The organism is Thermodesulfobacteriota bacterium (genome assembly GCA_036397855.1).
Lineage (GTDB): Bacteria > Desulfobacterota_D > UBA1144 > Nemesobacterales > CSP1-2 > DASWID01.
The window spans coordinates 1-14948 of record DASWID010000029.1; the positions used below are offsets into that span (position 1 = coordinate 1).

Annotated in this window: 14 protein-coding genes; 5 read left to right on the forward strand and 9 right to left on the reverse strand. The window is 40.1% G+C overall.

Translation table 11 applies throughout. The annotated features are described in order from the left end of the window. The 5 genes from VGA95_02175 to egtB all read right to left on the reverse strand — a co-directional run. The coding region (locus tag VGA95_02175) for a glycine betaine ABC transporter substrate-binding protein (protein HEX9665342.1) at window positions 1-1555 on the reverse strand (1555 nt) is incomplete at its 3' end. Between the two features lie 99 nt (window positions 1556-1654). Further along, window positions 1655-2404 (reverse strand): ATP-binding cassette domain-containing protein, encoded by a 750-nt coding sequence (locus tag VGA95_02180; GenBank protein ID HEX9665343.1) that lies wholly within the window; start codon window positions 2402-2404, stop codon window positions 1655-1657. 16 nt (window positions 2405-2420) lie between these two features. After that, window positions 2421-3731 (reverse strand): DUF6596 domain-containing protein, encoded by a 1311-nt coding sequence (locus VGA95_02185; GenBank protein ID HEX9665344.1) that lies wholly within the window; start codon window positions 3729-3731, stop codon window positions 2421-2423. 131 nt (window positions 3732-3862) lie between these two features. After that, window positions 3863-4825 (reverse strand): L-histidine N(alpha)-methyltransferase, encoded by a 963-nt coding sequence (egtD, locus tag VGA95_02190; protein HEX9665345.1) that lies wholly within the window; start codon window positions 4823-4825, stop codon window positions 3863-3865. Beyond that, the gene (gene egtB, locus VGA95_02195; protein ID HEX9665346.1) at window positions 4815-6119 is read right to left on the reverse strand and encodes an ergothioneine biosynthesis protein EgtB; all 1305 of its coding nucleotides are present in this window, start codon (window positions 6117-6119) and stop codon (window positions 4815-4817) included. Before egtB ends, egtD begins: the two co-directional genes overlap by 11 nt. 244 nt (window positions 6120-6363) lie before the next feature. Here egtB and VGA95_02200 point away from each other — a divergent pair, with 244 nt between their 5' ends. From VGA95_02200 to htpX, 4 genes are all read left to right on the forward strand, one after another. Beyond that, window positions 6364-7665 (forward strand): acetyl-CoA C-acyltransferase, encoded by a 1302-nt coding sequence (locus VGA95_02200; GenBank protein ID HEX9665347.1) that lies wholly within the window; start codon window positions 6364-6366, stop codon window positions 7663-7665. A 17-nt stretch (window positions 7666-7682) separates the two neighbouring features. Beyond that, window positions 7683-9836, forward strand: coding sequence for a 3-hydroxyacyl-CoA dehydrogenase NAD-binding domain-containing protein (locus tag VGA95_02205; GenBank protein ID HEX9665348.1), 2154 nt, complete (start codon window positions 7683-7685; stop codon window positions 9834-9836). 25 nt (window positions 9837-9861) lie between these two features. Next, on the forward strand, window positions 9862-10680 hold the full coding sequence (locus tag VGA95_02210; GenBank protein ID HEX9665349.1) for a vitamin K epoxide reductase family protein: 819 nt from the start codon (window positions 9862-9864) through the stop codon (window positions 10678-10680). Window positions 10681-10935: 255 nt separating this feature from the next. Continuing rightward, a complete protein-coding gene (gene htpX / locus VGA95_02215) occupies window positions 10936-11802 on the forward strand; it encodes a zinc metalloprotease HtpX (GenBank protein ID HEX9665350.1) in 867 nt (288 codons plus the stop codon). A 10-nt stretch (window positions 11803-11812) separates the two neighbouring features. Here the strand turns inward: htpX and msrB are convergent, their stop codons facing one another. The 4 genes from msrB to VGA95_02235 form a co-directional block, all read right to left on the reverse strand. Beyond that, window positions 11813-12223, reverse strand: coding sequence for a peptide-methionine (R)-S-oxide reductase MsrB (gene msrB / locus VGA95_02220; GenBank protein HEX9665351.1), 411 nt, complete (start codon window positions 12221-12223; stop codon window positions 11813-11815). 80 nt (window positions 12224-12303) lie between these two features. Further along, window positions 12304-12621: a heat shock protein HspQ gene (gene hspQ / locus VGA95_02225; GenBank protein ID HEX9665352.1), complete on the reverse strand. Its 318-nt coding sequence runs from the start codon at window positions 12619-12621 to the stop codon at window positions 12304-12306. Between the two features lie 44 nt (window positions 12622-12665). Further along, entirely contained in the window at window positions 12666-13307 is a 642-nt protein-coding gene (locus tag VGA95_02230) for an alpha/beta hydrolase (GenBank protein ID HEX9665353.1), read from the reverse strand. Between the two features lie 20 nt (window positions 13308-13327). Continuing rightward, complete coding sequence (locus VGA95_02235) at window positions 13328-13981, reverse strand: hypothetical protein (protein ID HEX9665354.1); 654 nt, start codon at window positions 13979-13981, stop codon at window positions 13328-13330. 491 nt (window positions 13982-14472) lie between these two features. On the opposite strand from VGA95_02235, the gene VGA95_02240 reads away from it, so the two are divergent. Then, window positions 14473-14805, forward strand: a complete 333-nt coding sequence (locus VGA95_02240; protein HEX9665355.1) for a DMT family transporter — start codon at window positions 14473-14475, stop codon at window positions 14803-14805. Window positions 14806-14948: the final 143 nt, after the last annotated feature.

Below are 14948 nucleotides of genomic sequence, written 5' to 3' on the forward strand. Positions count from 1 at the left end.
AACCAAGCGCCTCGGCTGATTCTCGGATATTGGATGGAATATCATGTAGGCCTGTATAAGTGTTACGAACAATGGGAAGCAGGCTGTAGAGAAATAGTGCAACAATTGCGGGTGTTGCACCGATTCCCAGTAGTGGGATCATAAAAACGAGCAAGGCGAGGGACGGGATGGTTTGAATTATCCCGACAATGCCCAGGATAGCTTGACCTGGCCTCTCGTTTCGGTGAGCCCAAATTCCTAGCGGTATTGATATCAGAATTGCGGCCGAAAGGGAGACTACAACGAGAAAAAGATGCTGGAGCGTGTTATGCCAAAGTCGATTTAAAAACGAGTCCGTTATTGGATGCGTATTTATGTCTAAACTCTTCTTCAAAAACTTCGCCGCTACAGCAGCCTCCGGCTCTCCGTTTATCTTTACCAGTGCATTCATTTTAATCATATCCTCTTCAGAGATTTTACCCTGAAGCTTCAATATCATTTTGAGCCCCTCAGGGGTTTGTTCCTTTAGTTCAGAACGGTAAAGTAGGACTGCGTTATAGTTCGTGAAGTGGTTAAGATCGTCCATTAACCTTCTCAAATTGTAGTATTCGATCTCTGCATCAGTCGAATACAGATCAACTACATCGATATCACCGCTTTCAACTCCTCTGTAGGCAAGGTCGTGGTCCAATCCCCTAACTTTCTTCTGCGGCAGGTTATATACATGTTTGAGACTTGGCCAGCCATCCCCGCGATTCATAAATTCATTTGTAAAACCAAATTTCAGGTTGGGGTACCTGAGCAAGTCTGATATCTTTGTGATGCCCAGTTTTTCAGCAACCTCCTCCTTCATTCCGAGGGCATAGGTGTTATTAAACCCTAACGGTTCGCTTACGAGAATGCCTTTTTCGGACAGAGCATTTCTTAATTCTTTCTGGTCGGAAACATTTTCTTTGGATAGTATCTCCTCAATGATGGTTCCCGTGTATTCGGGATAAATATCAATATCACCTCTTAGAAGGGCGTTCCAAAGCACCCTGGTTCCTCCAACCTCCTCTCGATATTGAACATCATCGCCAGCACTCCGAGCCAGTTGAGATACTAATTCTCCCAGTATCACGGATTCTGTGAACTTTTTCGAACCCACTTTTATTTCGCTTTTTGCAAAAGCCTTAGCTGCAAACACCGCTAACAAGATGAATAATAAATACCTAATCTTTATAAATGAGATTGCCGCGCCGCCATAAGCGGCTCGCAATGACAAAACACAACCAATTTTATGGCTAGGAGTTACTCCGCTCGTACTCAGCAGGGTCTCCGTGACGAAGCGTCCTTTTTTCCACAGTGACCCCCACCTTAGTCCTCCCCCTTTAAGGGGGAGGAGATTCCTTAAGAATATGATGATTCTTGATAGATGCGTATAGGTGGAACAGAAGGCGCAGAATACTTTAGGATTTCGTGAAAAAAATCTAAAGAATGAGATTGCTTCGCCAATAAAATCGGCTCGCATTGACACACGAGAATCGAATTCGCGAGAAAGAAAAGATATGAGGATATTCATAGATTTATTTTTCAAAATAGATCCACCAGCAAGCCCGTCCTGAGTGCATCGAAGGGGTCCGCCCCTACTTCAATAACGTATCTTGTATCCCGTACATGGATCGTGCATCATGTATCATGCATCGTGGTTTAAAGATTCCAATGGGCTTCTTTGTGCCTTTATAAATTCAGTTACAAAAGGTTGAGATGGATTCTTTAATAAGTCATTTATGGTTCCCTCTTGGATGATTATGCCATCCCTAAGTAGGACAATCTTATCTCCAAAAAATCCAGCTTCACCGATATCATGCGTAACCATCACCACGGTCTTGCCCAGTATCTTAAATATTTCTTTTAAATCGTTTTGAAGTTCAAAACGTATTAACGGATCTAGTGCTCCAAGGGGTTCGTCAAGCAAAAGTATAACGGGATCCAACATCAGGGCCCGCATTAAGCTCACACGTTGCCTCTGTCCGCCCGAGATTTGTGAGGGATATCTGTCCAATGCATCAGCCGGATATTTCGTTAATTCGCAAAGCTCGTTTATTCGACCCTCGATCTGCGTTTTCTCATAACCAAGGTAAATGCCCAGCAGTGAAACGTTTTCTCTTGTATTAAGATGCGGAAAAAGACCACCGTCCTGAATTACATATCCCATCTTATGTCTGATTGATTTTAAATTCTGGGGGTTGAGCCCTTCGCCTTCTACATATATATTCCCATTATCTGGTTTGATAAGTCCCATTATCAGCCTCAGTAGGGTAGATTTACCACAACCGCTTGGACCTATGAGAACAGTCGTGCTTTGAGGTTGGATATCTAAAGTAGTGGTATGAAGTGCTTCGATTTTGCCAAATGTTTTTGAAATGTTATGAAGCTTTATCATTGAGTCGCTAGATTATTCAGAAGGACTTTTGATGTCTGTATCTATCGGTCATTTTTATTCGATTTTGGCAAATTTCAATCCTTTTCCTGTAAAATGATTGATCATCTTTTGCAATTGCATGTTTCATAGCACTTTTGTAATTCTCGAGTGCTTCTTTGTATTTGTTTAACTGTAAATATAGATTGCCCAGTGTTGAGTAAAGTAGGTGATTTGATTCGAGTTGTTTAGATCCGCGAATTCTTTTGATTTCATTTATGCCTTTCCTTGCCCCATAGATACTAGAAAAAACCATGGCTCTCTCAAGGTTAACTTCAGGATCATTGTTCAGCTTCAAGTAGTTTTCATAGAGTGAAAGGATTTTTTCCCAGTCCGTTTTCTCATAACTATCTGCGATTGCGTGGCATGCTGAAATTCCGGCCCTGAGGTGATATTCAGAAATAATATCACTATTCGCGGATATATCGAGATGATATAGCCCTTTATTTATCATCTTTTTATCCCACAATGAACGATCTTGTTCTCGCAAATGGAGGACCTTACCTTCATCATCGAATCTCGCGGGCAACCTTGAGGCTTCAAACAACATAAATGAGAGAAGTGCCTGCGTCTGGGGTCTATTGGTTTGCTGATGATCAAGTAGAATGTTTGTTAATTTGATTGATTCACGGCATAACTCAATGGTGCTCTGACTTTTCCCACTATAATATTTATATCCATGCGTGAATATCTGATTTAAAATCACGAGGACTGTTTCGAGTCTTTCATGTTGTTCGGATTCTCTTGGCGGTTCATATTCAGTCTTAAGCCCTTTTATCCTCTGTTTACCTTCGTGTAACCTCCTCGCAATAGTCGATTCATTTGCAAAGAGAGCAGTTGCAATTTCTTGATTATTAAGACCAGTTAAAAACTTAAGCGTAAGCGTAACCTGTGACTCTCTGGGGATTGATGGATGGCAGCAGACAGATAACATTCTAATCTGATTATCTATGAGTAGTTCATCGTTAAGCTTGATAAGTGCCTTGAATTCCTCCCCGCTTATCTGGTTCATGTTTAGATCGTTATCATACAGTTTGTTTTCGCGCCTCAGTATTTCACTGCCTCTAATCTTTGCTATATTCCATAGCCAGCCTTTCGCGTTTTTTGGATACCCCTTGGATTGACAATTAGCCCTTGCCTTTGCATAGGCCTCGTCAATGATCTTTTCTGCCAGTTCGAGGTATTCAATTCCAAATAGTCTCGTAAATGCAGATAGAATGTTTCCATACTCGTTTCTGAGAAGGTTGTTTAGAAGCTGATCTAAATTGCTCTTATGATCTGTGAGTACCATTGCTGAATTAAGGCTTACAAAGTCAGAGCCATCCCTGTTTGAGGAGGTCTCGAGTCATGGTACATATACCACATCTTATGTATCCTGAAGTAGTATAATTTATTCGTGTAAATTCTTGGCCTTATGTATAGTTAGCGAGCCGTGAGATATTGTATGCTGAACTTTTCATCTTGGTCTGTCCAGGTCTTAGCTAATTCAAAACTATTGCTAACCAGGTTTTCGAATTCTTCGGTTGTATATTTATAAGAATATTCCGTCAATATAGTTTCATCTTTTCTCAATTTTATCCGCGCTCCATTCACATTTACTCGTTGATCCTCCACGCTTACCAGATGCATTTCTATTCTTCCTTCATCATCATTATAAAAAGCATGATGTTTCCACCGGCTCATATTAAAGTCTGCTCCAAGCTCCCTATTGAGTCTTTCAAGAATATTCAAGTTGAATGCTGCGGTAACCCCATGTTTATCATTATAAGCAGCCTCTAAGGTACCTCTATCCTTTTTGAGATCGATTCCGATTAGCAATCCGCTTCCCTTCCCAGACCTCTTAGCAATGCTGCATATAAAGCGTGCTGCATATCTCGGCGTGAAATTTCCAATCGAAGAGCCTGGGTAATATACAACCATTTTCGAGTAATCAAATGAAATATCTGGAAAATCAAATGGCTGTGTGTAATCAGCATAGACAGGGATGACCTTAACTCTGGGATAGTCCATTGCTAGTGAATCCGAAGATCTAACCAAATGTTCCGAAGAAATATCTATAGGTATGTAACCAACGGGATCAATTAGGTGATTTAACAGCAACCGAACCTTCGTACTGCTACCACTGCCCAACTCTATTAGCAAGCAGTTCTCCCCAATCAATTCCGAAATTTCATCAATATAACGATTCATGATCCACATCTCAGTCCTAGTCAGATAATACTCTTCAAGCTTACAAATCTGATCAAACAGTTCAGAGCCCCGTTGATCATAAAAGAGTTTGGAGGGGAGTTTTTTCTGGGGTAGACCCAGACCTTCGAGCACTTCGGCTAAAAGATCTTCTTCTTGTGGATCAATTTTATGTAATTCATGAAGGTTATTTTGCATCTTTTGCGAGTCGGATTCCCATGAATTGCCATCTTGCGTTTGGCGGGAAGAAATTTCTGTATGTTTTTCTAATATGTGACCTGGAGGTAGCACATGAACCGCCCCTAAGTACGATCTGATTACACATGAATTTCCCATTGTACTCACCTATTGCCCCTGGAAGTGTTGTGTATCCAGGATAGGGTCCGTATGCACTTCTTGTCCATTCCCACACGTCTCCGAACATCTGCTCTGGTTTGCTATTATTTGTCTCTGCTGATATGACCATAGGATGATAATTCTCATTTTCTACAAAATTTCCCTCTATGGATAGATTGGATGCGGCAATTTCCCATTCGGCCTCAGTTGAGAGCCTTGCGCCGGCCCAGCGTGCAAATGCATCAGCCTCATAGTAACTCACATGACATACCGGTTCGTCTAGTGCGATGTCGCGAATACCTGAAAGCGTAAAATATTGCCAACTGCCATTTTTTTCCTCCCAATATAATGGGGCAGTCCAGTTATTTGCCTCAACCGTGTTCCATCCGTCTGAAAGCCAGATCTCGGGCCTCTTATAACCTCCATCCTCTATGAACTCGAGATATTCTCGATTGGTTACAAGCCTAGAGGCGAGGTTAAATCGATTAGCATATTCCTTATGCACTGGAGTTTCATTATCAAATGAAAAACCTTCTCCATTGTGACCAATTGCATATACACCCTCTGGATATTCTATCCAATCAATCTCAGGTAATAGTGGATCCGAAGGTTTCTGCTCCTTACCCATATAAGCAGGTCGAAGTGGATTTTCAGAAAACACATGTTTGATATCGGTCAGCATTAATTCCTGATGTTGTTGCTCATGATGGAGACCTAGTTCAATAACCGAAGCAATCCCTCTCAGTTGCTCCTCATTTGAAATTTCAAGAAATTCCAAAATATTCTGATCAACGTGGCGTCTGTATCTGAAAACCTCCTCAACTGTGGGCCTCGATATAAGTCCTCGCTTTGGACGACAATGCCTTTCACCGACCTGAAAATAATATGAGTTAAAAAGAAAATTAAACTGTGGGTGAGGTGATCTGTACTTAGGATTTACTTCTGATAGAACAAATGTTTCAAAAAACCAGCTCGTATGAGCCAGATGCCACTTAGTTGGACTAACGTCCGGCATTGACTGAATGACATAATCCTCAGTTTCAAGAGGTCTAGTAAGTTCTTCGGAAAATTGCCTGACTCTACTGTAGCTGTCTGAAAGCGTAATATTCAATGATTCATCTTGGTTTGTTTGTCTAAGCTTGGTAATATTTTTCATTTTAATGATACCTTTGAATCAAGTCCCCTATACTAGAATTAATCAGGCAATTAAAACTAAATGCCCTAGCGACAAATTTCTCTCTTTTGCCGATAGAGCATTTACCTTCCTACATTATAGTCCAATAGAATTATTTTTTCAAAACCGAGGTTAATTCATCTAAATTTTAACTTTATAGTTAAATATCATTTGTTCTATCTTCAAGTGCGTATAAAATAATACGTTATTTTCAAAGGAGTCGCTTTTGAATAACCTCTGCCGAAACGGGAGGCGAGTAGCTATTGTCTATGGACTCAGGACCCCGTTCATAAAATCTGGAACGCTAATAGAAAATCTATCTTCTTTAGATTTAGGTAAAAAGGTAACAATCGAACTTTTAAACCGCTCTGAAGTTGATCCTGAAAGTATAGACGAAGTAATATTTGGTACAGCAATACCAGTCACAGAAACATCAAATCTTTCCAGAGAGATTGCACTTGGTGCTGGCATCCCGATCGATGTTCCAGCTTATACCCTCTCAAGCGCATGCTTATCATCAATCCGAGCTGTTACAAATGCAGCCGAGGGTATAATGATAGGTAATTATGATGTTGTTGTAGCAGGAGGAACAGAATCGATTTCCAACATGCCGATTTTGTATACTAAGAGATTTAGAACAATTTTCAAAGAGTACACGAAGACCCACAACCCAATAAGAAAACTTCAACAATTGTTTAAGCTGCGAATTAATGATTTTATCCCAAATCCCCAGGAGATCGCCGAATTATCCACAGGGATATCCATGGCTAATTATGCCGAACAAATCGCTAAAGAACACCATATAAGCCGCTATGATCAGGATGCATTTTCGTTGCGCAGCCATAAACTTGCCTTTCAGGCTACAGAGGATACAAGGCTTCAAAAAGGAGTAATTAGCTTATTCATCCCACCCAATTTTTCAACTGCAGTGAGGTTTGACAACGGGATTCGCAAAGATATAAGAATGGAAGATCTGTCCAAACTAAAACCGATTTGCGATAAAATTTATGGTACTGTCACAGAAGGCAATTCCTCTCCACTTTCAGATGGTGCGAGCGTAGTACTTATGATGTCGGAGGAAAAGGCAAAAGCGATGGGGTATGACCCGCTTGGGTATATCAGGTCATTTGCCTATTCTGCACAATCTCCAAAAGACCAGATACTCATGGGGCCTGTTTATTCAACCCCCATCGCTTTGGAGAGGGCCGGTCTTGGGTTGCATGACATTGATTTAATAGAGATGCACGAGGCATCCGCATCGCAAGTTCTTTCAAACTTAAATGCATTTTCATCTAAAAAATTCGCTGAAGATAGACTAGGGAGAAGCGAAGCCATTGGAGAAATTGATCTTGATAGGTTAAACGTACTGGGCGGTTCGATTGCAGTTGGCCACCCGTTTAGTTCTACGGGAGTCAGGCTAACGATTACCCTTTTGAATGAATTGAAGAGACGTGGTAAAAACTTCGGTATCGTTACATCCTGCGCAGCCGGTGGACTAGGTGCCACTATGATTCTTGAGAGAGAATAATTAATCAGGACAGTTAAATGAAAATATGTTCGTTTGAAGTAGACGATAAACAAATTGGGATAGTGACAATTGACGCTCCTAACACAAAAGAAAACAGACTTTCCATGGAGCATATGATAGAAATCGAAGATTTATTAAGCGAGCTAGAAAATGAAACGAGGAAGATAGAGGGAGAAAAAGAAACAAAAGCAATAGTTTTCATAAGCGGGAAGCAGGATTATTTTATATCAGGATTGGATCTCAAAGAACTCTTTAAATTCAAAGCAGCCGACGAAGGTAGATCTTATAGCCTTAGAATACAGGAAGTAATAGAAAAAATCGAGAAATCCAGGATTCCATTTTTAGCAGCCATAAATGGAGCTTGTTTTGGTATAGGGTTAGAAATATGCCTCGCATGCAAATATAGAATTGCGACAGATGGGCCAAATACACTTTTTGGATTCCCCGATATAAAACTGGGTTTAATATGCGGAGGAGGCGGAACACAAAGACTGCCACTCCAGGTAGGTGCATCGTCTGCCATTGATTTAATGGCTACAGGAAAGACCATTAATTCTCAAAAGGCGAGGGGAATTGGGCTCATAGACGAAATAGTACCCAATGAGGCATTATTGGATATAGGGAAAATGCGAGCGCTCGAAATAATAAAGGGAAAGATTAGATCAAAGCGTTCACGAGCAAGTAATAGATTGAAAACGGTTTTTTATAGCAATTCCATTTTAAGGAATTTTCTGCTTAAGAAGAAAAGAAAAAAGGCATTGGTCAACACAAACAATAGAAATCTGGCTCCGATAATGTCAATTGAAGCTATGGAAGTTGGGCTAAATTCCAGCTTCAATAGAGGACTACATGTCGAGTCGGTTTACTTCGGTGAGCTTGCATCGGGTGAGGTATCGCACAATCTGATCCATTTATCTCTTGGTGCGTACGATTTAAAGCATGATCCCGTCGTTCGAGCGAATGATATCAAGCCAGGGAAGATTAGAAAGGTTGGTATAGTTGGTGGAGGGCAAATTGGCTCCGTTCTTGCAGCGATGGCTGCCGATAATAGTTTTACAGTTAGGTTGATGGATAAAGATGAATCAAGCATAGGGAAGGCATTAAAGGACTGTTATGAATATTTTAAGAATAAATGCAATAGAGGCGAAAGTGCGAGGTTTGGTTTGGAAAACAGATTCGATTTAATTAGTTGTACCAATGATTATTCAGGATTTAAAAGGGCAGACATTGTATTCGATACTATTCGAGACGAATCAGAGGTGAAACGAAATATCTTAAATGAAGTTGAATCCGTGATAAGTGAGGAATGCGTAATTGCCTCAAATGTTAGTGCTGTTCAATTAACTAAGGTATGCAATCACCTAAAACGATTGGATAATGTCATTGGAATTCATTTTTCAATGCCAATCTACGAAAACCCTCTAATTGAGATCGTTATAACACAAGATACCTCGGAAGCTACAATTGCTACGGTACTCGATTTTTCTAAAAACATCGGAAAGATTCCAATAGTAGTAAAGGACAAGACTGGTTTTTTCACTAACAGAGTAATATTCGCGTATATAAATGAAGCCATACACCTCCTCAGCGAAGTAGGTTCAATAGAAGAGATTGATAACGCTATGATTGAATTGGGATTTCAGGAAGGTCCCTTTACATTCATGGACAAAATTGGAATCGATGATGTTATCAGCTCGTCAAACGCCATGTATGAGGCTTTTGGGGAGAGGTTTAAGGCTGCTTCCAAGCTTGATATCCTGTTTGAGGGTGCGGATAAACAGGTAAAAAACAGAAAAGCCTTTTACTCATACTACAATGATAAAAAAATAGTGAATAAATCCATTTATAAATTATTACCATTTAGAAAATCAAGAGAATACTTCCCAAAGCTCGAAATACAGGAAAGGCTCTCATTAGCGGTCATAAATGAAGCGGTCAAATGTCTTGAAGATGGGATAATAAGGAGTCCAAGGGATGGAGACATTGGTGCTGTAATTGGGGTTGGATTCCCGTCATTTTTAGGTGGTCCTTTCAAGTTCATCGATAATTTAGGTATCGAAAACACAATTAAGAAGCTGGAGTTTCTATCATCTAAACTCGACCAACTTTTTATACCATCGAATCTTCTTCAGGATTATCTGAGCCAGGGGAAAAAGTTTTATGATGAATAATTTCTATATATAATGTTAGATGAGTATGAATGGCAAGGACAAGTCAAGAGCGGTCATTATGGTTCTTTCTTTTATTGGTTTCATAGTTGGAACTTATCTCACTTATCTCTACTATAACAAGGCTGAAACAAGCTTTTGCGTTACGGGCTCGAGCTGCGATATTGTGAGATTGAGCGCCTATTCCTCGATCGTTGGCATCCCTGTATCACTGATAGGTTTAATAGGCTTCTTTGCGTTGTTCCTTATTGCTGTTTCAAATATATCAGATCGAATAAAATGGTTGACGCTTTATTTCATATCCTTGCCTGGTTTGGTTTTTTCAATTTATCTTACATATGTAGAAATATTCGTTCTAAAAGCCATATGTTCTTTCTGCTTACTTTCGGCGATCGTTATAACAGCTATTTTTATAGCGGTTTTGTTTAAAAAACCAATAAACATCAGGGCAAATGTTGCAAAAATTTTATCGATTAGTATTTTGATCGTTATACTCGTAATCTCAGGTTCGATCTTTTTCCAATCTAATGGGGAACTTAGGGCGACTACCGCAAATAATTATCAAGTAGCCCTCGCAATTCACCTTAGAGAAATTGGCGCCGCCATGTACGGGTCATTCCAGTGTCCTCATTGTCTGGCACAGAAGCACTTTTTCGGAACAGCTTTTAAATTTATCAACTATGTGGAGTGCGATCCAAAAGGAAAGAATGCCGATCCCTCACTTTGCATATCTAAGGGCGTAACAAGTTATCCAACGTGGGAAATAGGCGGCAAATATTACCTTGGTGCAAAATCCCTGAAAGAGCTTGCCAGAATTTCTGGATATAGTAATGAACAAAAAAAATGAGAATCAGATAATTACTGCTCTAAGATCAATTACTGAATCTCAATTTATAACATCCCTTGTCCCTTAATTAACTTCTCTCTCCATCATAGGGTACTGGTTAGCGCAGAGACAAAGGCAATGTGGCCCAGCGCAAAAGTCTATATCACAGAAATCATTATAATTATGATGGTGAATACTTGAAAACCAATACAAAATGATTAATGTTCAGGTATTATGTTTAAGGTCATATTTTATTAGATTTCGAGGAGATTCTGTATGAATACGTTAAAAAGCGTTATGCTTTTGGCAGTACTTTCCGTCATACTAATATGGGCAGGCGGTGCCATAGGGGGTAAAAACGGGGCTCTAATCGCATTAATCATTGCCGGAGTCATGAACTTCATCAGTTATTGGTGGAGTGACAAGATCGTGCTATCCATGTATGGTGCAAAAGAGGTTACCCAAGTTGAAGCACCTGAACTCTATAATATCATACAGGAACTGGCTCAAAACGCCGGTCTTCCTATGCCCAAAGTCTACATCACACCACAAGAAGCTCCTAATGCATTTGCAACGGGTAGAAATCCTGAGCATTCCGCTGTAGCCGTAACAAACGGTATACTGAAACTACTCAGCCGTGAAGAACTAAAAGGTGTCCTGGCCCACGAACTTACCCATGTAAAGAATCGGGATATTCTAATTGGTACTATTGCCGCGACTATCGCGGGGGCAATCAGCTATCTTGCCTACATGGCGCAGTGGGCAGCGATATTTGGGGGAGCCGGGGGAAGTGAAAGAGGCAGAGGGAATATCTTTACACTGCTTGTCATGATGATAGTCGCCCCTCTTGCAGCCATGATTATACGTATGGCGATATCACGCACAAGGGAATATGGAGCAGATGAAGGTGGTGCCCAAATCTGTGGTAATCCATTATATCTCGCTAACGCGCTGAGAAAACTAGGGCAGGTTTCGGGCAGAATACCCCTGCGGGTCAATGAACAAGTAGCCGAATCAACGGCTCACATGCTCATAGTTAGTCCGCTTTTCGGCGGTGGTTTTGCCTCACTGTTTAGTACCCACCCTCCTATCGAAGAGAGAATAGCAAGACTGGAGGCAATGGTTGGGGGGAGTTCAGTTTAGGAGGCTGCTCTTAATCTGACTTCGATTCTTCTTTTTCAAGCTCCAGCGCGACTGAATTGATACAATAGCGTAAGTTCGTTGGTTCGGGTCCATCCGGGAAAACATGCCCTAAATGGGCATCGCACTTATTGCACATTACTTCTATTCTTTGCATTCCAAAGCTATTATCTAATTCCTTTTTGATGTTTTCCTCGTTAATAGGAGCCCAAAAACTGGGCCATCCTGTTCCCGATTTAAATTTTGTCTCGGAGTTGAACAGCTCGGCACCGCAACACACACACTTATACACACCTTCTTCTTTGGAGTCGTTATACTCACCTGAAAACGGTCTTTCGGTACCCTTTTCCCTAGTTACGTTGTACTGCTCAGGGGTGAGGCGTTCCCTCCACTCCTTATCTGATTTTGTGACCTTTTTCGTCATTTTTGTGACTCCTTTTTACTCGATTCTAAACGTCAATATTGAGTTGATATTTATCGACAAATAAATCATGATTTGTTTTACTAATTAATGCTTTCAGGGAGATATAGTCCTTGAACGGAATCAGAAAAGAAGTCAATTATCTCAGGATGGTTAATCGGCTCGTCTGACTTATCAGGCTCGAGGTTTCTCTCTGCAACGTATGTTCGGTCTGAAGTACCATACATCAATACGTGATACCAAGACCTGTCTTTTGGGGGATGGCTACGTGCTACTATAGAATACCATTCGTCCGATCCCTTAAAAACGTCATCTACGTCTATAATTACACCATGGTAGTCAAACATCTTATGGTGTACTAATTGACCAATAGAGAATTTCGGACTTCTTTCTGAAGACATAGTATATCAGTCAGTGATAATTCTTAATAATATATTAAATGGAACTAAGATTCCAAAAATCTTTTTGCGGTGATTATCTCATCCTTTACAAGCTCGTGGTGTCCCCCATGCCGATATGTTTCAACGTTGGCTCCACAATGCTTCAAGAGTTTGGCTAACTCTAAAGACTCATCTGGCTGTACGATAGTGTCATTCTCACCGTATGTAATCAACGCCCGGGTGTATGACAAATCGGGAAGTATTTGTGGTATAAGCGGCAATCCTGGATGAAATAAAACTACCCTTTTGATAATGCCGGGATGGGTTAGAATAACACTGGCAGCAATGCTTGCACCATTTGAATAGCCAATGACTGAAAGTCTATTTACATCAAATTTATAGCGCTTAGATGCTTTTACTATAAAATCAGTTAATTCATCTGTTCTCAGTTTGACGTCATCGATATCAAATACCCCATCAGGTGATCTCAAACAAAATCTATTTGATTCATTATCAAAAACATTTCCTCTTGGAGTAAGAATGGCGGCTCCAGGAGAAATTTTTCTGCCCAGATTAATTAAATAGTTTTCGTCTCCACCAGTTCCATGCAGTAATAAAATCACTCCTTTTATCTTTTTTGAAGAAGGTATGAAATGATGAATGAAACCTAATTCTTTATCGTTTATTTTGTGCGTTCCAACACTCATGGTGTTACAAACGAGTAAGTTTAGTAAAGTAAATTAGATCCTTCTAAATTTTGTGAATATGCCATATCCCAAAATTGGCACTCATAATTTGCAGTAATGAGAAATGTTTTCTCAACAGATCTTAACTTCCGCTCCGGGATTCCTCTTAAAAGTCGATTAAGGGTGTTCTCAATCCAATTAACGTATTTTTTAAATTCATCGCTAGTCCAACAGTCGATAAAAGCTTTATAGGGATTATTTTTCTTTGACAATTTTTTTGCGCTGTTCCATGAATCAAAATACCCTTTCTCTGCACACCAAAGGGCGGTAAAGGATTCCTCAAAACTCTTTGTAAGAGCTGTAGTGATTAGGAAATCTATATATGATCTACAAACAACAGTCGGTTCAACATTTAATGAACTCCCTTTTATATAGTTTTCGAACATATGGAGTTCATGCTTTAAAGCCACGAATGCATCTGCAAGCGCGAGAGATATCTCATAATCAGGCGATTTTAGTTCAAGCGCTCCCAGAAACCTAATTGCCTCTCGAGCAAAAATGTAATCCTGAGTAACCCAGAAGTCGAAGATTTCTCTCTTGATTGTTCCCTTTCCGGTCTCTATTAAGAAGGGGTGTGACATCATCCTTTTCCATTGTTTTTTTGCTTTTTTGAGAAGCTTTGAAGAATTTTTCATGATAGCTGGAGTATGAAGAACATAAAACGAGTCAGATTCTAATATGTTGATTTCTCTTCTATTTCTTTCTTATGACTTCAACAACTGGAAACATGCAAGTTGGAGATCCATATCCCTGGGTTCTGTATCGCTATTTGTCAAAACTAAACCCGTGGTTTTGGGGATCAATAATATTAAACCAAATCGAATCAATTTGATAGAGAACAGGAGTAAGAAATGGGGCATTATGAGGCGTAAAAAAGCTGTGATAGAAGCATCATTGAATCTCAATTGAAAAACCATCCTTTCCTTTCTATGCTTGTGGAGCTGTCCGTTTAGACGTAGTTCCATACTGTTTCATGAGCCATCTGAAGATATTATAAGGGCGGTCATGGGGATTTCTACCGCTGTCCAACATTGAACTTAGGGCAAAACGCATGGACATAGGGTCAACTCCTTCCATCATAGCGTGCTCAATTAACTGTATTACTGCCTTCTCAGTAATTTGGCTTATGTTACTCTGGCCGGTCTTTTATTATTTTTCCCCCTACGCGATTAAAACAAGCATAAGTGTCAATTTGCCGATAGTATTTCTGCTCTATCTCGTCGTATATGCTTCGATTGGTGGGGTAATACCACATTTATTATTTTACAGAGGCTTCAAAAAGATAGAAGCCTCTGTTGCAGGGATACTTCTATTACCGGAGCCTATTAGTGCTTCTATACTCGCAGCTTTATTTCTTGATCAACCCATTGGTCTAGATATTATGGTGGGAGGTGCCCTTATACTACTTTCCAATTATTTTGTAATAAGTGCGAGACCTAACATAATACCAACGCGATAATCCTAGGCCCAGTGTTCTTCGTCATATAAATTCACAATTTATCACAACGTTACTCATTTAGGGTTAGTCATAATATATTGAGTCCCAGACGATGACACAGAGTGACATTCAATGCATTCAGTAACCTTACCGGCCAGAGTTAT